The 22640-nt window shown below is 49.4% G+C and carries 23 protein-coding genes; 12 read left to right on the top strand and 11 right to left on the bottom strand.

The window, feature by feature from the left end:
* From CWE15_RS06020 to rppH, 5 genes are read right to left on the bottom strand one after another with little or no spacing between them, the layout of a single operon-like run.
* On the bottom strand, positions 1–834 hold the full coding sequence (locus CWE15_RS06020) for a thymidylate synthase (RefSeq protein WP_126757175.1): 834 nt from the start codon (positions 832–834) through the stop codon (positions 1–3).
* Entirely contained in the window at positions 831–1649 is an 819-nt protein-coding gene (gene lgt / locus CWE15_RS06015; RefSeq protein WP_126757174.1) for a prolipoprotein diacylglyceryl transferase, read from the bottom strand. The genes CWE15_RS06020 and lgt overlap by 4 nt, the downstream gene beginning before the upstream one ends.
* A gap of 3 nt (positions 1650–1652) precedes the next feature.
* The gene (locus CWE15_RS06010) at positions 1653–2447 is read right to left on the bottom strand and encodes a sulfite exporter TauE/SafE family protein (protein ID WP_126757173.1); all 795 of its coding nucleotides are present in this window, start codon (positions 2445–2447) and stop codon (positions 1653–1655) included.
* Positions 2448–2449: 2 nt separating this feature from the next.
* Positions 2450–4723 (bottom strand): phosphoenolpyruvate--protein phosphotransferase, encoded by a 2274-nt coding sequence (gene ptsP, locus CWE15_RS06005; RefSeq protein ID WP_126757172.1) that lies wholly within the window; start codon positions 4721–4723, stop codon positions 2450–2452.
* Between the two features lie 2 nt (positions 4724–4725).
* The gene (gene rppH / locus CWE15_RS06000; RefSeq protein WP_126757171.1) at positions 4726–5235 is read right to left on the bottom strand and encodes an RNA pyrophosphohydrolase; all 510 of its coding nucleotides are present in this window, start codon (positions 5233–5235) and stop codon (positions 4726–4728) included.
* Positions 5236–5369: 134 nt separating this feature from the next.
* Here rppH and mutH point away from each other — a divergent pair, with 134 nt between their 5' ends.
* From mutH to arcA, 8 genes are all read left to right on the top strand, one after another.
* Positions 5370–6065 carry a DNA mismatch repair endonuclease MutH gene (mutH, locus tag CWE15_RS05995; protein WP_126757170.1) on the top strand — a complete coding sequence of 232 codons (696 nt, stop codon included), beginning with the start codon at positions 5370–5372 and terminating at the stop codon, positions 6063–6065.
* Positions 6066–6217: 152 nt separating this feature from the next.
* Positions 6218–6652 (top strand): ATP-dependent zinc protease family protein, encoded by a 435-nt coding sequence (locus CWE15_RS05990; protein WP_126757169.1) that lies wholly within the window; start codon positions 6218–6220, stop codon positions 6650–6652.
* Entirely contained in the window at positions 6649–7554 is a 906-nt protein-coding gene (rimK, locus tag CWE15_RS05985) for a 30S ribosomal protein S6--L-glutamate ligase (RefSeq protein ID WP_126757168.1), read from the top strand. The genes CWE15_RS05990 and rimK overlap by 4 nt, the downstream gene beginning before the upstream one ends.
* Position 7555: 1 nt before the next feature.
* Complete coding sequence (locus CWE15_RS05980; protein ID WP_126757167.1) at positions 7556–8587, top strand: succinylglutamate desuccinylase/aspartoacylase family protein; 1032 nt, start codon at positions 7556–7558, stop codon at positions 8585–8587.
* A 116-nt stretch (positions 8588–8703) separates the two neighbouring features.
* Positions 8704–10374, top strand: coding sequence for a DUF342 domain-containing protein (locus tag CWE15_RS05975; RefSeq protein WP_126757166.1), 1671 nt, complete (start codon positions 8704–8706; stop codon positions 10372–10374).
* Complete coding sequence (locus CWE15_RS05970) at positions 10364–11368, top strand: class I SAM-dependent methyltransferase (RefSeq protein WP_126757165.1); 1005 nt, start codon at positions 10364–10366, stop codon at positions 11366–11368. The genes CWE15_RS05975 and CWE15_RS05970 overlap by 11 nt, the downstream gene beginning before the upstream one ends.
* A 72-nt stretch (positions 11369–11440) precedes the next feature.
* Positions 11441–13048 carry a sensor histidine kinase gene (locus CWE15_RS05965; protein WP_126757164.1) on the top strand — a complete coding sequence of 536 codons (1608 nt, stop codon included), beginning with the start codon at positions 11441–11443 and terminating at the stop codon, positions 13046–13048.
* 114 nt (positions 13049–13162) lie between these two features.
* The gene (gene arcA, locus CWE15_RS05960) at positions 13163–13891 is read left to right on the top strand and encodes a two-component system response regulator ArcA (RefSeq protein ID WP_126757163.1); all 729 of its coding nucleotides are present in this window, start codon (positions 13163–13165) and stop codon (positions 13889–13891) included.
* Here arcA and CWE15_RS05955 read toward each other — a convergent pair.
* The gene (locus tag CWE15_RS05955) at positions 13884–14222 is read right to left on the bottom strand and encodes an Hpt domain-containing protein (protein WP_126757162.1); all 339 of its coding nucleotides are present in this window, start codon (positions 14220–14222) and stop codon (positions 13884–13886) included. The genes arcA and CWE15_RS05955 overlap by 8 nt on opposite strands.
* A 194-nt stretch (positions 14223–14416) precedes the next feature.
* On the opposite strand from CWE15_RS05955, the gene folE2 reads away from it, so the two are divergent.
* From folE2 to CWE15_RS05935, 4 genes are all read left to right on the top strand, one after another.
* A complete protein-coding gene (gene folE2, locus CWE15_RS05950) occupies positions 14417–15343 on the top strand; it encodes a GTP cyclohydrolase FolE2 (RefSeq protein WP_126757161.1) in 927 nt (308 codons plus the stop codon).
* 57 nt (positions 15344–15400) lie between these two features.
* On the top strand, positions 15401–15994 hold the full coding sequence (locus tag CWE15_RS05945) for a DUF2726 domain-containing protein (RefSeq protein WP_241971854.1): 594 nt from the start codon (positions 15401–15403) through the stop codon (positions 15992–15994).
* 41 nt (positions 15995–16035) lie between these two features.
* Entirely contained in the window at positions 16036–16998 is a 963-nt protein-coding gene (locus CWE15_RS05940; protein WP_126757160.1) for a cobalamin biosynthesis protein, read from the top strand.
* 76 nt (positions 16999–17074) lie between these two features.
* Positions 17075–18073 (top strand): adenosine kinase, encoded by a 999-nt coding sequence (locus CWE15_RS05935; protein ID WP_126757159.1) that lies wholly within the window; start codon positions 17075–17077, stop codon positions 18071–18073.
* Positions 18074–18144: 71 nt separating this feature from the next.
* On the opposite strand, the gene CWE15_RS05930 is transcribed toward CWE15_RS05935, so the two are convergent.
* The 5 genes from CWE15_RS05930 to folA form a co-directional block, all read right to left on the bottom strand.
* A complete protein-coding gene (locus tag CWE15_RS05930; protein ID WP_126757158.1) occupies positions 18145–19287 on the bottom strand; it encodes an ABC transporter permease in 1143 nt (380 codons plus the stop codon).
* Positions 19284–20018, bottom strand: coding sequence for an ABC transporter ATP-binding protein (locus tag CWE15_RS05925; RefSeq protein ID WP_126757157.1), 735 nt, complete (start codon positions 20016–20018; stop codon positions 19284–19286). The genes CWE15_RS05930 and CWE15_RS05925 overlap by 4 nt, the downstream gene beginning before the upstream one ends.
* Positions 20019–20027: 9 nt before the next feature.
* Positions 20028–21482 carry an alpha/beta hydrolase gene (locus tag CWE15_RS05920; protein WP_126757156.1) on the bottom strand — a complete coding sequence of 485 codons (1455 nt, stop codon included), beginning with the start codon at positions 21480–21482 and terminating at the stop codon, positions 20028–20030.
* A 158-nt stretch (positions 21483–21640) separates the two neighbouring features.
* The gene (locus CWE15_RS05915) at positions 21641–22033 is read right to left on the bottom strand and encodes a DUF3718 domain-containing protein (protein WP_126757155.1); all 393 of its coding nucleotides are present in this window, start codon (positions 22031–22033) and stop codon (positions 21641–21643) included.
* A 97-nt stretch (positions 22034–22130) separates the two neighbouring features.
* Complete coding sequence (gene folA, locus CWE15_RS05910) at positions 22131–22631, bottom strand: type 3 dihydrofolate reductase (RefSeq protein ID WP_126757154.1); 501 nt, start codon at positions 22629–22631, stop codon at positions 22131–22133.
* Between the last annotated feature and the right edge of the window lie 9 nt (positions 22632–22640).

Below are 22640 nucleotides of genomic sequence, written 5' to 3'. Positions count from 1 at the left end.
CTAAATCGCCACCGGTGCTTTAATATGTGGGTGGGCTTGGTAGTTCACCAACTCGAAGTCTTCAAATTGAAAGCTAAAGATGTCTTTGACCTCTGGGTTTATTTTCATCTGGGGCAAGGGCAGCGGTTCGCGACTGAGTTGCAGCTGCGCTTGTTCTAAATGGTTTGAATACAAGTGCGCATCGCCGAAGGTATGAATAAACTCACCCGGCTCGAGACCACACACTTGCGCCACCATTAAAGTAAACAAAGCGTAGCTAGCAATGTTGAAGGGCACCCCAAGGAATATGTCGGCGCTACGCTGGTACAGCTGACAGGAAAGCTTTCCGTCCGCCACATAGAACTGGAACATGGTATGGCATGGCGGTAACGCCTGTAAGCCTTGCTCTGCATTTTCTTGTGGCGACAAACCTGCTTTAGGGAGCACGGCAGGGTTCCACGCACTGACCAGTAAGCGGCGGGAGTCTGGGTTTTGCTTGATTTGCTCAATCAGCTCCGCAATTTGGTCGACACTTCCCCCTGTCGGAGTTTGCCAACTGCGCCATTGAGCTCCATACACAGGCCCTAAGTCCCCGGTTTCAGTTGCCCAGCCGTCCCAAATAGACACACCGTTTTCTTTTAGGTAACCAATATTGGTGTCGCCTTTTAAGAACCACAGAAGCTCATGAATGATGGAGCGTAAATGGCATTTTTTTGTGGTGACCAGTGGAAAACCGTCGGCTAAGTCAAAGCGCATTTGATAGCCGAATACGCTGCGTGTTCCTGTACCGGTTCTGTCTTCTTTTACGGTGCCGTTCTCAAGCACATGGGCCATCAGTTCCAAGTACTGCTTCATACGTTTGCTCCTAGAGGTTTTGCTGTTGCTAAGCCTTTCTTCTTATATGCCAGATACAAAATACCTGCGCCCAATAATACCATAGGTAAAGAAAGCCATTGGCCCATACTAAAGAAGCCAAGTAAGCCTAGGTGAGCGTCTGGCTCGCGGAAGTACTCCACGGCAAAACGTGCCACGCCATAGCCGAGTAAAAACAACCCACTCACGGCCCCGACAGGACGCGGCGAGCGGCTGAACCACCAAAGCACCAGAAACAGCAACAGCCCTTCACCCAGGGCTTGGTATAGCTGTGAAGGGTGGCGCGCTATCGGCCCGGCGTGCGGAAATACCATGGCCCAAGGCACGTCACTAGCTCGGCCCCAAAGCTCACCATTAATGAAGTTACCAATACGACCTAAACCTAACCCGACAGGTACCATAGGCGCGGCAAAGTCACCTACTTGCCACAGGCTCACCTTTTGTTTGCGGGCATACACCACAAAGGCCAGGATGACACCCAATAACCCGCCGTGGAACGACATGCCGCCGGACATAATGTTAAACAGGTACAGCGGGTTTTGTAGGAAGCTACCAAACTGATAAAACAGCACATAGCCCACCCGGCCACCAATAATAAGCGCGAGGAAGGACCAAAACAGGAGGTCTTGCCATTGCTCTTTTTTCCAGTTGGCATCGGCTGCGGCACGCTTGCTACCCCACCAGTAAGCAAACACAGCGCCCAGCAAGTACATAACACCATACCAATGCAGGTCTAACGGGCCTAAGCTAATAAATACGGGATCGATGTGCGGATACTGTAAAGGTTCCGAGTTCATTTTTTATCCTGAAACGAGTAAGTGGATGGAAACAACAATCAGCAGCCCTGCAAATGCACGCTGCAAATAACGTACGGGTAATTTCGTGGCAAGTTTAGCGCCCACTGGCGCAAACAAAACCGAAGTCGCTGCAATACCAAGCCAAGCAGGGATATATAAAAAGCCAATCAAGCCTTTGACCTCTTCATGTACCCCGTGGCTGGCCAAACTGGCATAAAGCAAGGTACTTAAACTTGCCAACGTAACACTGCACACGGAAGCAACGGCCACAGCACTGGCCATTCGTAATTGATAGTAATGCAGTAAAGGCACCACTAAAGCACCGCCACCAATCCCTATCAGCGAAGCAATGAGCCCTATGCCCGTGCCCATGCTATAAATTTTCCATTTTTTAATGGCTTTGTCTTTATTGCGCGGCTGCCGTTTCCAAATCATACGCAATGCCAATAGCAACAACATCACAGCAAACACGCGCTGCAAAATAGCGGGGTTTAACGACACGCCAAGCCAAGAGCCTAAAAAGGCACCTAGCACAATGACCGGCACCAGCCAGCGCACCCAGCCCCATTCGATATTCCCATGGCGGTAGTGAGCATAGGCACTGGAAAAAGTTGTTACGGCTATCGTGGCTAAGCTTGTTCCTATCGCTGTTGGCACAACAATGTCTGCGGGCAACCCCATGATAGGCAGCAAATAAATGAGTAAAGGCACCACGAGCACGCCGCCACCAATACCGAGCATACCCGACAACAAACCGGCTGAAACACCACCTAGAAGTAAAATAGCAAGAAGCGACATGGTTATTTCCCTGCTCGAATAAAGCCACCTAAGCCTAGGCGCTCTAGTTCCATGCGTACATGCCTGCGCACATCGTCGGCCCGGCTCGCTTGCAGCACGTCTGCTCGAAGCTGGCCCAAACGCTGGCTATCCATTTGTCGCACAGCCCAGCGAATTCTGTCGAGGTTATGCCCCCCAACACTTAAGCTGCGGTAGCCTAAAGCCACTAACAACATAGCCCCGCCTGGGTCTCCGGCCAGTTCCCCACACACACCCACAGGTTTCTCTAAGCGTTGGCACACCTGGATAATAGAGTCTAAGGCCAGTAATAGGGATGGGTGATAGGCTTCATATAAACGTGTGACGCGCGGGTTGTTGCGGTCCACCGCCAGCAAATACTGAGTTAAGTCGTTGGTACCAACAGAGAAAAAATCAACACGCTGCGCTATTTGTTCAAGCTGGTATAGCACCGCCGGCACTTCTATCATAATGCCAATCTGAGGACGCTTTAATTCAAACCGCTCCCCTTCTTCTTGCAGTTCATTGCGCACTTCAAAATAAGCTTGGTTCATCAGACGAATGGCATCGTCCACTTCGTCAATGGAAGTCACCATAGGCAGTAAAATACGCAAGGTATTCAGCCCTACATTGGCCCGCAACATGGCCCGCACTTGCACCAGGAATATATCGGGGTGGTCTAGGGTAATCCGAATGCCGCGCCAGCCCAAAAAAGGGTTTTCCTCTTGTATAGGAAAATACGGTAACGGTTTGTCGCCGCCCACATCCAAGGTCCGCATCACCACGGGCTGGCCTGCGTAACGCGCAAAGATATCACTGTATAACTTGACCTGTTCCGTTTCTGTAGGAAAACGGTCGCGCAACATAAAAGGAATTTCAGTGCGGTATAAACCAATACCATGGTGAGCGCCTCTGTCTTCCGTGTGGTCTATCACCAACCCCGCGTTCAGTTGCAGCTCGACTACTTGGCCGTCTTTGGTTTCAGCGGGCAAGTGGTTTTTGCTTTGCACCACTTGGTCCAGCTCAAGCTCTTCTTGGTAAAGGGCTTTGTATTCATTCACCACTTGAATCGGCGGGTTTATATAGACATCGCCACTATAACCGTCCACTACAAGGTATTGTTCTTCAAAGTAGCTCAGTGAAACATCGTCTAGGGAAAAGACCGCAGGCACACCCATACTGCGAGCCATGATTGCCGCATGACTGTTTGGCGACCCCCGCAACGACACTAACCCCGCTAAATGCTCTCGTGGTATGGAAGCAAGCATACTGGCTGTCACTTCCTCTGCTACCAAGATAGCCTGGTCAGGAATGGCCTCGTGTTGACTGCTTTTGTCTAGCAAGTTGGCCAGCACTCGCTGTCCGAGGTCGCGCACATCCACAGCTCGCTCGCGTAGGTATGAGTCTTCTATGTCTTCAAACTGACTAACAAAGTCTTCCACCACCAGTTTTACGGCGGTTTTTGCCTGCCAGCCTTCTTTAATTTTTTCTTCAACGGCATTGCCCAGGCTGGCTGCATCTAACATGCCTTGGTACACATCGAAAATAGCCAGGGTGTCGGCGGCCACATACTCCGCCACTTGATCAGCCAAGGCTCGCAAGTCTTGTCGGGTTTTTGCCACCGCTTTGCGGAACTTGTGTATTTCGTACCAGGGCTGCTCTGTTCGCCTTGGTACAACGGCACTAAGCTGTGCAACAGGCTTGCCAATATACACAGGCCCTAAGGCAATACCTGGAGCGCCAGCAATAGCCTTTAAGCTGCGTAACCAAGGCGACCGCTGGTCCGACACAAGGTCTTTGACTTCTGCATGGGAAATAACAGCGGCTAATTTCGTTGCCAAGGTAACAACAAAGGACTCTTCGTCGCTGGTAAACTGGCGAGCAGACACTTGCTGCACGGCCAACACACCCAGCACTTGCCGCTGGTAAATTATGGGGGCCACGAGCATGGACAAGAAGGGCTCTTCGCCAATGCCGTCCACAGGTTTGAAATGGGGGCTTTTACGCACATCGGCGATATTGAGGGGCTCTTCTCGCTCGGCCGCTAAGCTGATAAGGCCTTCACCAAAGTTCAGTGCGACACGCCGGTTTGGCTCGACATCTAAGCCATCGGTGGCCATCAGTACAAACTGACGTACTTCATGGTCGGTTAAATAAATTGAACACACGTCGGTTTCAAGGGCCGACTTCACTTTACGCACCATAGTGTCGAGGGCCGCATCAAACTCAGGCGCTTGATGAACCGACTCGACTATTCGTTGGAGCGTACCTAACATCATACTTACCGCCTACGTCTGCGTTTCGCTTTTTTATGTTTAAACGGCATCACTAAGGGCGCAAACTCTTTCATTGCTCGACGGTATACGTCGCGTTTAAAGGAAACAACTTGTCGCACTGGGTACCAGTAAGAAACCCAGCGCCAACCGTCAAATTCCGGGTGGCTCGATTGCAATACATCAACATCAGACTCTGGGCAGGTAAGCTTGAGTAAAAACCACTTTTGCTTTTGACCTATGCATAATGGCTGCTGCCCTTTACGCACCATGCGCTTTGGTAGCCGGTAACGAAGCCAATGACGGCTCGTGTAGACAAGCTCAACTTGATCTTTGCGCAGTCCAACTTCCTCGTAGAGCTCGCGATACATCGCCTGCTCTGGCGTTTCTCCTGCGTCTACTCCCCCTTGTGGGAATTGCCAACTTTGCTGCCCGAAGCGTCGGGCCCAGAATACCTGACCATGCTCATTGCAAATCACTATGCCGACATTTGAACGATAGCCTTCGGCATCTATCACGTGAGCATCCTCAATTCATTTCTTAATGAATCAATTCAACCACAAACAAGGCCTACGGGCAATCAGATATCGTTGTTGAACCCTATTTCAACCCCAGTTAACATGAGGAGCCATCTGTAACCTGTGAGCAAAGTATGCCAAGCAGTCATTTTCCTCAACCCGCAAGCACACCGCCAGCAACTGAAGCAGAGCTTCTTGTCCGTGCGCAAGCACTTGCTGGGTATTCGTTGGGGCAACTAGCCGAACAAGCCGGCTGGATTACGCCCACTCACTTGCGGGCAGCAAAAGGTTGGGCGGGGCAACTTATTGAGCTATACCTTGGCGCTACGGCAGGCTCACGCCAAGAACAAGACTTTCCTGAACTCGGGGTCGAGCTTAAAACCATTCCTATTAACGAACAGGGCATGCCCCTTGAAACCACCTATGTGTGCATTGCCCCGCTACTGCATTTAAGTGGCGTGCAGTGGCAGCAAAGCAATGTGCATAACAAATTGCAACGGGTGTTATGGGTGCCTTTAGATGGGCGCCGCCACATCCCGCCAGGCGACCGGCTGATAGGGCCTAGTGTTCTGTGGAGCCCAACCGCCGAACAGAATAGGCAGCTACAGCAAGACTGGGAAGAAATTACCGAGCTCATTGTACTAGGTCAAATTGAGCAAATAACGGCCCGTACAGGTACTGTGTTGCAGTTACGTCCAAAAGCGGCAGACGGCAGCGTGTTGACCGACGCTATCGGCCCGGAAGGCCGAACCATTCAAACCCGACCACGCGGTTACTACTTGAAGAAACCTTTTACCCATCAACTATTAACCGAGGCACTAGGTATCTAAATGGCCAACAAACCCCCATGTCCCTACTGCCGCCGGTTGCGCTTTATGGTTATTTGGATGCTGCTTATGGCGCTTTTTTATTTTGGCTTCTGGTCGTAATCAGAGTATAACCTTGTTCTTGTATATGTTGTTGGTTTGCAAGGAATCATACATTGACAGACACACTAAGAACACTTGGTTGGCGCGAATGGCTTGCCTTACCCGACTTAGGCATACCTGCCATTAAAGCAAAAGTAGACACAGGTGCGAGAACATCCTGCCTGCATGCTTTTAAACTTGAGCCCTTTACAAAAAATGGGGAAGAGTGGCTGAGAATTTGGTTGCACCCTCACCAAAACGACTGGACCGAGCATGTTTGCGAAGCCCCTATTTATGACCAACGGGAAGTCACCGACTCGGGCGGGCACAGGGAACAGCGGTACGTGATACAAACTTCCATGGATGCCGCAGGTCTACGGGCCCCTATTGAGCTGACTTTAACCAATCGAGACACCATGAAATTTCGCATGCTACTAGGCCGAGAAGCATTAAATGGCCGATTTTTAGTAAACCCTAGCGCTTCATTCTTACTTGGAGTACCTCAATGAAAATTGCGCTTCTTTCACGGAATCAGAACCTGTATTCCACTCGCCGCATCGTCGAGGCTGCAGAGCAACGCGGGCATCAGATTTCTGTGTTAGACCCTCTTCGCTGCTATATGAATATAAACGCCAAAGAGCCTGAAATTCACATTCGCGGCAAAAGGCTCGAGCCCTTTGACGCTATAATACCGCGCATAGGTGCTTCTATTACTTTTTACGGCACCGCCGTGCTACGGCAGTTTGAAATGATGGGCACCTACCCCCTCAATGAGTCTGTGGCCATTAGTCGTAGCCGCGACAAACTGCGTTCACTGCAATTGCTGTCACGTAAAGGTATTGGCCTTCCTATTACTGGCTTTGCCAGCAAACCAAGTGACATACCCGACCTGATTGAAATGGTAGGCGGTGCGCCTTTAGTCATTAAACTACTGGAAGGGACCCAAGGCATTGGCGTGGTGTTAGCAGAAACGCGTAAAGCTGCAGAAAGTGTCATTGAAGCCTTTATGGGTTTAAACGCCAACATTATGGTTCAAGAATATATCAAGGAAGCCGGCGGTGCCGACATTCGCTGTTTTGTATTAGGCGACCGGGTTATTGCAGCCATGAAGCGCCAAGCACAACCGGGGGAGTTTCGTTCGAACTTGCACCGCGGTGGCAGTGCCACACTTGTGAAGCTTAGCCCTGCTGAGCGCGCTACAGCGGTGAAAGCTGCCAAAACAATGGGCTTAAATGTTGCGGGTGTCGACTTATTACGCTCTGACAACGGCCCATTAGTCATGGAAGTCAATTCATCTCCGGGCCTTGAGGGTATTGAGCAGGCTACTGGCAAAGATATTGCCTCAGAAATCATTGCTTTTATAGAGAAAAATGCCAAGCCTCATAAAACGCGCACTAAAGGGAAGGGCTAATATGGCACGTTCACAACCGACACCTTTTCGCCTAAACACCAGCAACATTGAAGCAGGAACGCAGCAAACAGTGCGCATACCTGCCGCTCGTTTATACAACGACACCCCGTTAGATTTACAGGTAGAAGTTATGCACGGGGCCAAGCCTGGCCCAGTGCTGCTCGTGTGTGCTGCCATTCACGGCGACGAATTAAATGGGATTGAAATATGTCGCCGACTGATTCAAAAGGTAGACGCCACCGAATTAGCGGGCACTTTGTTGGTGGTTCCGGTTGTAAACATGTTTGGTTTTATTCAGCAGTCTCGTTATTTGCCTGACCGGCGCGACTTAAACCGATGCTTCCCTGGGTCGGAACGAGGCGCGCTCGGCAGCCGGCTCGCTCACTTGTTTCGCACACAACTGGTGGAGCGAGCAACCCATATTATTGACTTACACACAGGGGCGATTCACCGCAGTAACCTCCCCCAAATACGCGTTAACTTAGACAACGAAAAAGCCACTGCAATGGCAGAAGCCTTTAACTGCCCTGTTATTATGAACGCAAAAGATCGCGACGGCTCTTTACGGGCGCAAGCTACAGAATTAGGCATTCCACTTATTCTGTATGAAGCAGGCGAAGCTTTACGCTTTGATCATGCTGCCATTCAAGCCGGCTTAAATGGTGTTTTGAACGTCATGAAGATGCTAAAAATGCTAAAAGGGCGGCGTACCAGAAAGCGGGTTAAACCCGTTATATCTCAACGTTCTCTATGGGTTCGCAGTAGTCGTGATGGCATTGTTTTAGTGAAAGTTGAACTTGGCCAAACAGTCACCAAAGGACATATATTAGCCGAAGTCGCTTCGCCCCACGATCAAAGCACAGCCAATATCACTTCACCTATTCATGGCATTATCATTGGCAAGAGCAACATACCCGTTACAAATGAGGGAGAAGCCTTGTTTCATATTGTTTCTTTTGAGCGCGAGGAAATTCCGCTTGCCACCGAAATGGTGGACACCTTTGTTGAAGCTTACCCCGCAAGCCCTTTGTAACACTCAAGTTTCACGAGTTTGCGCCGAAAGATAAGAAAGGAAACTACCCTTTTTGCGCTATTCGTGTCATAACATGTCGTTAATAAATTGAGTATGCAATATGGCCTTGTTCTATAATGAAAAATATAAAGCTCAAGCTTGAGCGTCGAACACTAATACTTGAAATTCCGCGTAATACGGCGGGAGACGCGCTAGAGGCCTCCGTTCTTGAAGCGCTCTTTCTCCAGTCGGACTTTAAAAACTGCTTTGTAGAGCCTGATGTTTGGGCCTATGTTTTTCACCGTTACACAATAGAACAAGCCAAAGACGACAACCCAACGATCACGCTGCAAGTCGGCGAAGTGCGCCCAGCTCAGCTAACCCTCACCGTTTCAAACGACAAAATGGAAGCCGAAGCTTTAGTTGAAGCGCCTTATGGTGGTAGTCCCCTTGCCACTGAGCAAGTGCTAAACCACCTGCGCAACGCCAATGTCACCAACGGTATTCGCAAACAAGCTGTGAAGGCGATTGTCACCCATAGTAAACAGGCCGCCCCGGGAGCAAGATTTAAAATACTTATCGCCAAAGGTAAGAAACCACAAAATGGTACAGACACTTGGTTTCAACCCTTAGTGGAAGATGCTCGCTCTCGCATGCTAAAGCCCCAAATGAAAGACAAACACCGAGTAGACATGCGTGATCTTGGCTCTCTGATTACCGTGAAAGCTGGCACACCTATGCTTCAGCGCATTCCATTCACCGAAGGGGTTCCTGGTTACACGGTTACCGGCGAGCCCATCGCTGCAAAAGACGGTAAAGATAAAGCAATCAAACCGGGGAAAGGCACTGAAATTTCACCCGACGACCCCAATACGCTGATAGCCAATGTAAGCGGCTTACCCATTTTCATCGACAACTCAGCTTATGTAGACGACGTATTAAGTTTAGGTGACGTCACCGTCAATACGGGGCACATTGATTACGATGGCTCCGTTATTATTGACGGCAATGTTGCCCCTGGCATGCACGTACAGGCAACGGGTGACATTACTATAAGTGGCTATGTCGACTCGGCTACGTTGCACGCTCAAGGAAACATCACTGTTGCCAAAGGGGTCATTGGTCGCCAACTAGAATCGCATGAAGTAGACCATCTGGTTCCCACTGAGCTTTCAGCGCGTCTGACTTCAGACGCTACCATTTGGGTTGCCTATAGTCAGTACGCCGCTTTAAAGGCCAAGCTTGGCGTGCATGTGGAGCGCCAATTAACCCATTGCACTTTAATTACCCCTGGAGAAACCCATATAGGGGGGGAAGGCGAAGCGGCCATGGGCAAAATTATTGGAGGGCATACGGAAATTGCCGACAATTTATATGTCGGGCAAATGGGGGCACCTGCCGGCACCCGAACCCGCATTTACTTTTCCCAGCCAGCGAAAAGCGAAGAGCAACTACGCGCTGAAGAAACATTAGCCGCCGTGTTACGTGAGCACCTGCAGCAACAGCAAAAGCTTCTGAATGCGAAAAAACAACTACGGGAATCGAAGCAAGAGCCTGCTCCTCATCTGGTAGACAACCTCGACACGTTGCTCGCAAAAACGCAAGTGGCTGTCAAAGAGGCACAAGCCAAACTTAATGAGCTTCATGAAAACGAGCTGCATCTCCTGCCACCAGTGCGGATTAAAATTAATAAAGTGGCCCATTCAGGTGCAGAGTTTATGTTTCATGATAAAATATTCAGAATCGAGCAAACCCGAGGTCCCTGCACCGTAGTATTAAAAGAAGGACAAATTAAACTTGAGTCTTGATTCCACCTGGCGGCTGCTGCAACGTCAGGGTATTTTTGAACATCACCCGGCATTCCTTTTTGTGAACCCACCCGCCGACGCCCTTGTGCAATCGCCTCATTCCAGCTGGCGCTTGTATGCACATGAACGAGCTTATCAGGCGCCTGGAACCCTTTTACCATCCGAACAAGTGAGTGCCCACTTCGAGTATACAACCCAGTGTGACGCTGCTGTTGTCTTTTTACCGAAAGAAAAAAAACTGTCCGACTTTATTTTGGCTCAGTTAGCTCACCAGCTTCCGCTACATACTCAGGTTTATATAGTTGGGCCGAATGACGGCGGCATCCGCTCTTTCGCCAAGAAAGCTATTCCTGGTTTTGCCCCCTTACAAAAGGTTGGCAGCGGGAACCATTGCCAACTGTTGACCACAGAACTAGTTCACCAGCAAGACTTTGTTGCAGAGCAGCACTTGAAGAAGCAGAACATTGTTTTTCAAGAGCGTCAGTACCCCTTGGCTTTTTTACCCGGTGTGTTTGGTGAAGGAAGGCTCGACGCAGGCACTGCGTTCTTTCTAGAGCACATGCCTGCAAGTGTGTCGGGCCGGGTGCTCGACTTTGGCTGTGGCAGCGGCGTTATTTCTTACTGGTTACAACAACACAGAAACTTAGAACATATGATGGCTGCGGACCTAAGCACGCTTGCAACAAGCGCAGCGGCCCACACCCTTGCAGCTTGTCAAACCCCATACGAAGTAAGGTTGTCTGACGGTTTTTACGCTATTTCTGAAACCTTTGACTGGATAGTGACTAACCCTCCTTTCCACCAAGGCAAAGCAACAGACTACGAAATTACATCTCGTTTTATTGCCGAGCTGAAACAACATTTAAACCCAGGTGGGCAGGTTGTTATGGTGGCCAATAGCTTTTTACCTTGGCCTAACTTGCTGCAAGCGTCCTTTCAGCATGTTCAAACCTTGGCAAAAAACAATCGCTTTACCATAACTTTAGCTCGTTAGCTTTTGCTTGTGTTTAGCGTAAGACAAAGGCAGTATAGGGCTATAACAATTTAACTACATTTGGCTTGGTACATGGCGCGGGTTTTTGTTAACTCCTTACAGCAAAGGTTGCTTTTAATTGCCGTACTCGCAGTTACTGTCACCCTTTGTGCTGCCTTTTTTGTCACCATTTCAACCCAGCTTCAGGTTCAGAAAAAAGACTTAGTCAGCCGGACTGAAGCCATTTTACACGTGCTAGCTACCAGCTTGAAAGCCCCGCTCGAAAAAGGGCAAACGGAGCAGGTGAACGCTGTTCTTAGTGGTTTGCGTGAAGCCCAATTCATTCGGCATGTGCATGTTTACCGTGCTGCGCTCTATGAGCAGCAACCGTTGTACTTCGCTAGCTATAATCGGCCGAATACTGCACCGCTCCCCATGCGCACTACGCAGCTCGAGGAACTCATTAGCCCACGCGCTACGGCCGACTATGTAGAATTGGCCAAGCCTATATATAATGACGACCGTCACCTAGTGGGTCATGTCTATATACGCACCTCGGCCACCAATATTTACCAAGAGATGTGGCGGGCCATTGCGATTGCCATCGCCAGCCTTCTTGCTGCCATGGTGTTGGTCACACTTCTTCTTAAATTGATGTACCACAGGGCCACACACCATATTTACCGCATGAGCCAACGCTTGCGTAATATTAACCAGCAACAAAACTACTCCTTGCGCTTAGTACCCTCCGGCTACACAGAGCTCAACCAAGTGAGCATTAGCGTCAATGGAATTCTCGATAAGCTACAGCGGGTTATGCAGTACAATGAGGAATGTGAACAGCAGCATAAAAAGCTCACCCAAGAGCTAGAGCAGGATATACAACAGCGGACCACGGCTTTGCGTAAGGCCAACACACAGCTCATTGACACCTTAGAGCAGCTCCATGCCAGTCAACAACGCCGAATTGAAACTGAACGGTTAGCTTCCATGACGGATATCGTCAGCGGTATCGCCCATGAAGTGAACACGCCCCTGGGGCTGTCTGTGACAGCAGCGAGCATGTTGGAAGACTCGTTTGTTCACTTTGCTTCACACTATCAAGAGTCTCTGTCTCCCGAGGTGGATTCACAGCTGAACGATATGCGCGAACACCTGGATATTGTCCTGCGGAACTTAGCCCGTGCAGACGAGCTTATTGCCCGGTTCCGTAGCCTAGCCTTTGAGCACGCTAAAGAGCCTAGCGAAACCCTTAATTTAAAGAAATTGGCACTCGCCGCCGGCGAGCAAGTACGCCCACTCATTCAACACCGGCAAACACAAGGTATAGTCGTGGATGCTCCGGACCAATATATTAGTATGCGCAGGCGTCCGCTGGAGACGATTCTAAAAGAATTATTGGAGAACGCCGCATTACATGGATTTAAGGGGCAAAAGAAAGGTATAATAAAGCTCAACGTAAGCTGTAACAGTGAAACACTACATATTTCATGTAGTGACAACGGCGTAGGTATGACAGAAGCAATGCAGCGCCGTGTTTTTGAACCTTTCACCACGTCTAAGCGAATAGACGGCCATCCTGGCTTAGGCATGCATTTAGTCTATAATTTAGTACGTTACATTTTGAAAGGCACAATTCACTACGAAAGCCAGCTAGATAAAGGGACAACCATTTCGATTGAGATCCCACTAAGCGATTAATATGATTTTCAGCTTGTTTCCTGTAGCTTTCAATCATATCCTTATTTAATAACGACTTTTATTTTAAGCATACCATCACTTTGTATGCTTACGAGCGGCCACATGGATGCAAATATGACTGTAAAACTGCTAATTGTTGAAGACGAGGTTATTACTCGGCAAACTCTTTCTCGCCTTTTTCAAGAAGAAGGCTATGAGGTATTTGACGCTGCAGATGGGCGCCAAATGGAACATATCATGGCTCAACAAGACATCGACATTATTATTATGGATGTTAACTTGCCCGGTAAGAGCGGGTTAGAACTTGCTGAGTCTTTGCGTGAGCATAAAAACATTGGGCTTATTTTCTTAACCGGCCGTGACAGCAGTGAAGACCGTCTGCTCGCCCTTGAACTAGGCGCTGACGACTATTTAATTAAGCCATACAACCCGCGCGAACTCACCATACGTGCACGCAACCTTTCACGCCGAATTGAGCAAATTAATTCTCCGAAAGAGTTTGCCGTTGAAGGTAGTCGCCAATACCACTTCAGTAACTGGATACTTGACTGCGACAGTCGTTGCCTGTACTCACCTGAAAACAAGGTGTTTCGTTTGCCGAAAAGTGAGTTCCGTGCACTTGAGCTATTCTTAACGCAACCTGGCAAAATACATGACCGTGAAACCTTGGTCAGAAAAATGCTCGACCGTGAACTACGCCCGAATGATCGTACCGTAGACGTAGCCATTCGTCGCATTCGTCGCCACTTTGAAGCTCACCCAGAAACACCGAACTTAATTACCACCATTCATGGTGAAGGCTACCGCTTTGTAGGCGACGTCGAAGTAAAAGTTGCTACCTAGCGTCTAACCAGGCAGTGGCTTGTGCAATATCCTGGCTCAATTGATTGGGCCAGGATTCAAGCAACTGTTCCACCTCTTCCCATGTCCAGCGGTTCTTTTCAATATGCTCCATTGGCTGAGCTAAACCACTAAAACCTAATGAACGACAAGCGCCCTTCATTTTATGGGCCTGGCTGCGAGTTGCTTGCTCGTCCCGTGCATGCACTACGCTATCCAACTCCTGCATATATTCCGGCATTAACTCTATAAACATGTTCAGACTGTCGCGCAGTCCTTTTATACCTAACATATCCGTGTATTGTTCTAATAAATTGGTATCGAGTGCGCTCATATATGCCCTTTTGGTTTGGTTGCTTTTTGTTCGCCCCCACGACTACTCGTTAAGGGGTAAATTATGATAACCTGTTCAATATAGAATAACAGCGGTTGCAGGATGCGGCGAGCCCATCTGCTCTCAATCCACGTAAGGAATAAAGTCTATTTATGTATAAAGTCCCTACCCCATCCGATGGAGTTATAAATACCATGTCAACCACTATGCCCGATATAGCCGCCGAGCTTAGTACCCAACACTTAGGTACGCTTGATTGGGTTGGAATGAGTGAAATTGACATGCCCTTGATGCTCCTTGACGAGCAAAATAACGAACATCGCATTAGCGCTCGCATTGACGCCTATGTCAGCTTAGATGTAGCAGACGCAAAAGGCATTCATATGTCGCGTTTGTATTTAGCGCTCGAGCAATTGTCTGCAGAAGGTCATGTCAGCATATCCAGCTTACGTTCCTTATTAGAAAGCTTCCTGGCAACCCACCAAGGTTTAAGCCAGTCCGCCCGTGTTGTGTTGCGCTTCGACTACCACTTACGCCGGCCGTCCTTATTAAGCGGCAATGTGGGATGGAAAGCGTATCCTGTCGAGCTGAATGCTGAAATGATCGAAGGCCAATTTCATTGTGACCTGTCCTTAGATGTTACTTACTCGTCGACCTGCCCTTGCTCTGCAGCTTTAGCTCGGCAACTTATTCAAGACGCTTTTCAGCAAAAGTTTGCCGACACAGCTCAGCTCAGCAAAGAAGATGTGACCGAGTGGCTAGGCACCACCGAAGGGATAGTCGCCACCCCTCACAGTCAGCGCTCTGTGGCTGAAATGAAGGTTCGGTTAACAGAAGACGCTCAGCAGTTGCCTCTGGTTACCTTAATTGACAGTGCAGAGGAAGCCTTAAAAACACCGGTACAGGCGGCTGTAAAACGCGAGGACGAACAAGAGTTTGCTCGTTTAAACGGCCAAAACAATATGTTCTGCGAAGACGCAGCACGCATATTGAAGCACCGTTTAAATAATACGGACTTCGTTGCTGACTTCCGCGTACGGGTCAACCATTATGAGTCGTTACACGCTCATGACGCTGTTAGCATTGTCACCAAAGGCCTTACAAACGGTTTTAAACCCTAAGTAGTCATTTTGGCACGTTAGCTGCATACCTCATGGTAAAGGGCGCATTCCTTTTGAATGCGCCAGATTTCCGACACTGAGGTAATTGCTATGGAATACGTGCTGATTCTTTTCATTGTTGCTTTAATTGCCGTTGCGCTTTTGGCCGCACGGGTTTCTGAAAGCTTCGCTCCTTACCCCTATCAAAAGCGTACCGATAGTTTTTACAGTGCAACAGAAGAGTCCTTTCTCTCGCTACTAGAACAAGCTTGCGGTGACCGCTACCGAGTATTTACGAAAGTTCGACTTGGCGATGTGGTTGCTGTTCGCACACAAGGTTTGTCTGCTGCTGCAAAGCGTGACGCCCAGCAAAAGGTGAATAACCGCATACTCGACTATGTGCTGTGCGACAAAACCAATATGCGTGTGGTGGGTGTTATTGAGCTAGAGCCCGTAGATCCTTCAAGCCATCAGCTAAAACGAAACTGGTTTTTGAAAAATACACTCGCCGCAGCCGGCTTGCCTTTCTTGCGTTTTAAAGCTCGCCCTGGCTACCGCCCCGACGAGCTTGGCGAATTTATTCAAGCGAAATTACGCCAGTCCGACTATGTAAGGGCAGCAGGCCCAGGCCGCAGCAAGAACAACCAAGGTGACGCAGCGCTTGCTAGCTGATAACCTATTCCTTATTCACTGACAAGTAAGTTGGGCCTTTCTTGGAAAGCCTTTGGCAAACTCTTATAGACCATGAACCTTTGGTTCTTTTTCTCAGTGCGCTCATACTTGAGCGCACCCTCCCGATTCCTGCTCACCTCCACCCCTTTGTTGCCTTACGCCATATGGCTTTATTGCTAGCCAAACGGGTACACCCATCGCTGCAAAGAGCGCGTTCCCAGCAGCGTATTTCGGGCTTACTTGCTTTACTTTTAATGCTGTTACTTTGGTTTTGTGTGCCGGCTTTATTGTATGCACTGGCAGAATTGAAGCGCTGGTTTGGCGCTATTATTTTATGGCTCTGCTTGTTTAGCCAGCCCTGGTTAACCACAGCAACACATATTCAGCAGGCCGTTCTGCGTAAGCAAAAGCAACTGGCTCGATCGCGCGTGCAGTTTTGGTTAAACCGAGAGTGTATGCAGCTTTCTTCTCTTGGCATCGAAAAAGCAGCCAGCGAGCACACGGCCCTGCGCCTTACGCAAGCTTGGTGGGGTGTATTGTTTTGGTTTGTGGTGGCAGGGCCTTTAGCGGCCCTGGCGTACCGCTTAGTGTACGAGCTACGCTATGCCTGGCCCGCTGAATACACCCACTGGCGTGACTTTGGTGCCGCGGGCTTTGGTCTTTTTACCCTAGTTAATGGACTTCCTCACGCCCTCTTGCGCATGATATTGCAGCTTATTGCTAAACCGCTAAGAACACGTTCTACCCACACAGCTGTGCCCATTTGGAGTAACCCTTTTTCCCCACATCAAAACATGCAGCTATTTGCCTTACTAACACAGGTGTTCCCCCTTGCCTTGGGCAGCCCAGTTAAATACCAGGGGAAGCGTTACCCGCGAACCCGTTTCAGCCACCCCAATGCTCCTGTACAAGGACTTATTCAACAGAGCATTCGGCACCTCGCTTACTTACAGTGCTTACTTTTCTGTGTGGTATTACCCGCCTTTGTTTTACTTAGGTACTGAAATAGCTAAAGCATCGATCCTCAGCCTAACTTGCGCTATAATGCGCGGCCCCGTATTGACGCAATGACCTATTTAAATGAAAAAATATCACGTTATAGGGCTCGGAAACGCCCTAGTCGACCGCGAGTTTAAGGTCACAGACTCCTTTTTAGGTAAGCACAAGGTTGAAAAGAGCATTATGACCTTGCTCGACGAAGCCCAACAACAGCTACTGCTTGACGAGCTTGGCAAAGAGTTCGAGCTGGAAGCGAAAGTAGGTGGCGGCTCCGCAGCCAACAGCTTAGTTGCCTTGAGTAAGTTCGGCGGCAAGGCTTTTTACTGCTGCAAAATAGCAAACGACGACGACGGCAAGTTTTACCAAAAAGACTTACAGCATGCTGGGGTTGAAAGCCGTTTACATGTACAAAATAACGACGGGCATACGGGGAAATGCGTCGTTATGGTGACACCAGACGCTGAGCGCACCATGTGCACTTTCCTTGGTATCACCATTGACTTCTCGCTCGATGAGCTGGAGCAAGATGTTATTGCTGAAAGTGAATTCCTGTATATTGAAGGCTACCTCGCGACATCGGAGATAGCTCGCAATGCTGTCGCCCACGCACGCAAGAAAGCAGAAAAAGCAGGCACCAAAATTGCGCTTACCTTTTCTGACTCCTCCCTGGTAAAGTATTACCGCGAAGGCCTCGACGAGTTTTTAACTCCTGGCGTTGATATTTTATTCTGCAACAGCGAAGAAGCGGAGTTGTATACGGGCAGCACAAGCTTAGAGGCCGCTGTAAATAAGCTTCTTACTTACGCTAAGGAAGTTGTCGTAACATTAGGGAAAGAAGGCGCTCTTATAGCAACCCGCGAAAAACGGGTTTTGGTACCGGGTGTTAAAGTGAAAGCCATTGACACCAATGGTGCTGGCGACATGTTTGCAGGTGCTTACTTATACGCTATTACCCAGGGTTGGAGCGTGGCCCAAGCAGGAGCCTTAGCCAGCCGCTCAGCTGCAGAACTTGTAACACAGTACGGCCCCCGCTTAAGCCAAGAAGACCACCAGCGTATACTAAAAGAAATTCGCGGTTAGTTATTAGCCCATGAGCAAAACAAAAAAGGCAGCATCCCAAGGGGAGCTGCCTTTTTTCTTGCTCAAACATATTACAAGCCGAACACAGCCTTTTCACTACGTAGCCGCAATTGCACAGCAATCAGAAGCAACCAGGCCAATACCAGGGTGCTTAAGGCGCCAACCACGATAGGAAATAAGCCAACGGGCTCTCCATTAATGGAACCAAGCAATACTTGGTGCTGCGATGTCACCGGCAGATAGTCTAATACCCAATGGGTAAAACGGCTAAACTCTAAAACAAAAACAATGGTCATAGGCGCAAACATCACAAAGCTAATGTACGTTTGGGCTTCCTTAAAGCTTTTCGCCATAAACGACACAAACAGCTGCAGGCCACTGGCCAACAAGGCAAGGGGTACTAACACGAGTACCAACACAAGCTGCTGACCCAGGCTAAAGGTAATATCGATACCCAGCTTTTCCAGCGGCACAAATAAAAACACCATAGGAATCATAGCCAGGGTGAGTAGGCTACCCAATACGGCGAAGGTACTCGCTGCCAGTGCTTTACCGGCAACCAGATCAAACACACGCACGGGCTGGGCCAATAAAAACTCCAAAGAGTTTCGTTCCCGCTCACCAGCACTGGTGTCAATGGCCACGTTCATACCCGAGAAAAACACTGCCATAAGCACAAACACCATCACAGTGCCCATAATAACCGCTGCTCGCGACTCTTTTGTTGCTGTGTCTTGCTTCTCGGTAACCACCGCGTACATCACTTCGGGACTAATACCCCGTAAGGTTAAGCGTGCACTGGCGATGGTTTGGTTGTATTCCCGTAGTGCACTGGAAACTCGCTGGCGGCTGCTACTGTTTTTGCGTTCTGAGTAGTCAGCGCGCAACACAATCGAGACCATTTTGCCGCTGGCCAGTAAGCTTTGGTAGTCCCGCGGAATGGTTAGCTCGATACCTGAGTCTGCCTCCTCTTTGGCAGTAGCAACAATGCCTTTTTGTTGAAGGAAGGACACGAGTTCCGGAGCATACTCTTGCCCTTGAATATGAACCTTTACGTCGCTTTCGGACGTGGCTTCTTTCACCACAGCAAAAAAGGCCACAGCCATCAGCATTGGCCCAAAAAATGCGTATGACATGGCGGCCATGAGTGAACGTTTGTCGCGCAGGGCGTCTTTTAATTCCTTTAGCCACACGGTAAATAGTGCTGCGCTCATGCCATTATTCCTTCATCTGTCCCAATTAACTGTACAAAGGCGTCTTCAAAGCTAGCTTCGCCTGTTTGCTCGCACAATGCCGCAGGTGTGTCGTTTGCCACCACCTGTCCTTTTACCATAATCACCACGCGGTCACACAAAGCTGCAACCTCTTGCATGACATGGCTGGAAAATAAAATGCAGCGCCCTTGCTCACGCAGCCCGAACATGAGTTCACGGAGTATACGCGTACTCATCACATCTAAGCCTCGGCTTGGCTCGTCGAGAATCAAGTTTTTCGGCTGATGTACAATGGCCTGTGCTAAGGCAACTTTCATGCGCTGCCCTTGAGAAAAGCCTTGCGTACGACGGTCCACAATGTCCGCCATATTCAGTTCGGCGATGACCCGCTCTACTTGGGTGTCTAGGACTTCCCCTTTTAAACCATGGAGCTGCGCTATATAACGAATATGCTCACGCGGCGTTAAGCGTTCATGTAAACCAAATTTATCTGGGAAAATGCCTATCCGTCGGCGCACGTCCAAGGCCTGTGTTTTAGGCGTTAAGCCATCTACTTCCACGCTTCCAGAGTCGGGTTGTATTAAGCCGTATAAACTACGTAAGCAGGTGGTTTTCCCTGCCCCATTCGGGCCCAGCAAGCCCGTTATTTCACCGTCATGCGCTTGAAAGCTTAAGCCATTCAGGGCTTTCACGTCATTGTAGGTTTTCATTAAATCCTGAACGTTTATCATAAGTTGCTCCTACATGCCCTGGCCATTAACGTTTAACAAATAAGGGAGTACTTGGGTTTCAGCAAGGCACGACGTGTCCAGCTCAGCGCTTGGGTCGGCAATAAAAGCGGCCACCAGCTCATTTGCGCAGGTGTGGGTGGCAATGGTGTGTCCGCCAGCTGCTGCTACCACATGCGTGGACTGCGTGAGTGTTTCCGCTGCCAACTCTGCCCATGCGGGCGGTGTGACGGGGTCTTGCTCACCGGACAAAAGTAAACTGGGCACATCGCTCTGCACTGGTTGCCAAGCGTCTGCTTCTGTTACCTGCACTGGCCACACTTCACACATGGCAATATAGTTTTCCATCATAGCGCTCCCTAAATAGCCTGACTGCGCTTCCCGTTCAAAGTCTGTGGCCACTATGCGTGGAATATCCTCTTGGCAAACCACAGACAAATGCAGCCCTAAATAAATAGGGGACTCCGCGTCTAAGGGGCCAGACACGCCTAGTAATGGGCTGTAATTGCCTTGTGCCGCTTGGTCTATTGCAAAAGGTAGTAACTGGCGGCTACGCGGACTATATAAGGCAGGGAAAATCATTTGATTCACTCGGTTTGGGGTAAAGCGGATGTCCGTCGGCCTGTGGCTACGAGGATCCGGCAAGGTTTTTACCTCCGAGTCAGTTGCTAAGCGCTCAACCAGCGCTTGGTAGTCTTGTGCTAAATTTGGAAACGCCTGCTGACAGGCTTCCTGTTCGGCACAGTCCCTGAGCATCCGCTGGAATGCCGCCGAGGCAGATGCGCCAAACAATCCTATTTTCACTTGTGGCGGCGCTACACCGTCAAGCACTGCGGTGCGCACGCGGTCAGGAAATTCGCGCATATAGGCTAGCCCAGAACGGGTTCCATAGGATCCGCCATATAAGTTAACCTGCTCATAGCCTAAAGCGGCACGCACTGCGTCGAAGTCACGCACCGCGTTTAAGGTGTTGTAGTGCTGAAGGTCCGCGTCGAGGGCGTCTGCGCAGGCCGTTATCTCTTTGCGTATATCAACTTCGTCGTCTTCTAGCAGAAGTGTGTCCCAAACGGTTTCCATGTCACCCATTTCACAACTGAGTGGGTTCGACTTACCAGTACCTCGCTGGTCAATCAGTAAAATATCCCGGGTTTGCCGCACATCTCGAAATACTGTATTTAAAAGCCCTGTCAACTCTGTGGCTGCTTGCCCAGGCCCACCCGCTAAGAACAACAGCGGGTCTTTTTCGGCTGCCGCAGCAACCGCGGGTAACAGCACCACATGAATGTTTATTGTTTTCCCTTCAGGCTCTGCATAATTCTCTGGCACAGGCAGGTAGCCGCACTGCACTTGTTCAGAATGGCCTTTCACATGACATGGCGTTAACGACAAAGCAGACGCTTCAATTGCAGGTGCAAAAGCGGAAAGTGCAATAAAAGCACTACCTAAACAGAGACTTAACAATCGCATATACACAACCCCAATAGTAAGTAATGTATTTTTGTACACAAGTACAGTAGCAAACACAAGGCAAGCTTTGTTTCAAGATGTGTCTTCTAAGCAAAAAAAAACCGCTGTAGCCTTGGAGGGTTACAGCGGTTTTCACGATTTTCTTGTGTTGTGACTACTTAGCCACCAATGCGCGCGCGAATCGCATCTGCAATGGCACTGCTGCCATAGCCGTTGCTTTCAGCCCACTCGAGGTCACCCGACTCTTCTAATACGGAGCCAGGCAATTGCGAGCTAATAAACTCGCCAATGTCACTTGAGCCGTTTTCCATGGCAAACTGAAGGAGTGTTTTTCCATTACACACTATCCCCGTGTAGACGCGGCGCAGTTGCACACGGTCTTCACGCAGCCGCTGACGCATACGTAAACGGTCATCACCTTCAACATAAGTACATAAGTTTTGTGCGAGGGCGGTAGACGCCTGTGCCGTGCTCATGAAGCTTACGTTAGTTACTGTTGCGCCAACAAAAATGGTTGCTGCAGTTACAGCGAAAACGAACAACTTTTTCATACAAGCCCCCCAAGGCTTTATTACTTAAAAAGAACCCGCCTATCATACTCAATTAAGACCTCATTCACAAATGAGGCCCTATGAGTATGCCTTATTTTTAGGGCTGTTCAACTGCTTTTTCATACAAGCATGCTTGATAGGCCGGCTGCTGTGCTGCCGCAGGAATATCTCGCAGCACCTGCTTGTTCCAGCAAGCTTTTGACCAGTCAGGAAAAAACGTGTCACCTTGCACGTCTACGTCAATGTGCGTTAGGTACAAACGAGTGGCCTTCGGCATAAAGTAGTTATAAATTTGCCCACCACCAATTATCATGACTTCCGGACTGTCTTCTACTAAAGCAAGGGCTGCTTCCGGCGAATCCACCGCCTCGACCGTGTCCGGCAGTAATGCAGGGTTGCGGGTAATAACAATATTGCGCCGGCCGGGCAATGGCCGCCCTATCGACTCAAAGGTAGTACGCCCCATAATCATGGGTTTACCCATAGTGGCTTCTTTAAAGTACTGCAGTTCACTTGGAAGGTGCCAGGGCATGTCACCGTTCTTTCCTATGACACGGTTATGGGCCATAGCTGCAATTAAAGATATATGCTGAGCCATTCGTTTACT

Source organism: Aliidiomarina taiwanensis, assembly GCF_003987015.1.
Classification (GTDB): Bacteria; Pseudomonadota; Gammaproteobacteria; order Enterobacterales; family Alteromonadaceae; genus Aliidiomarina; species Aliidiomarina taiwanensis.
This window is presented reverse-complemented; position numbering and strand designations above follow the sequence as displayed.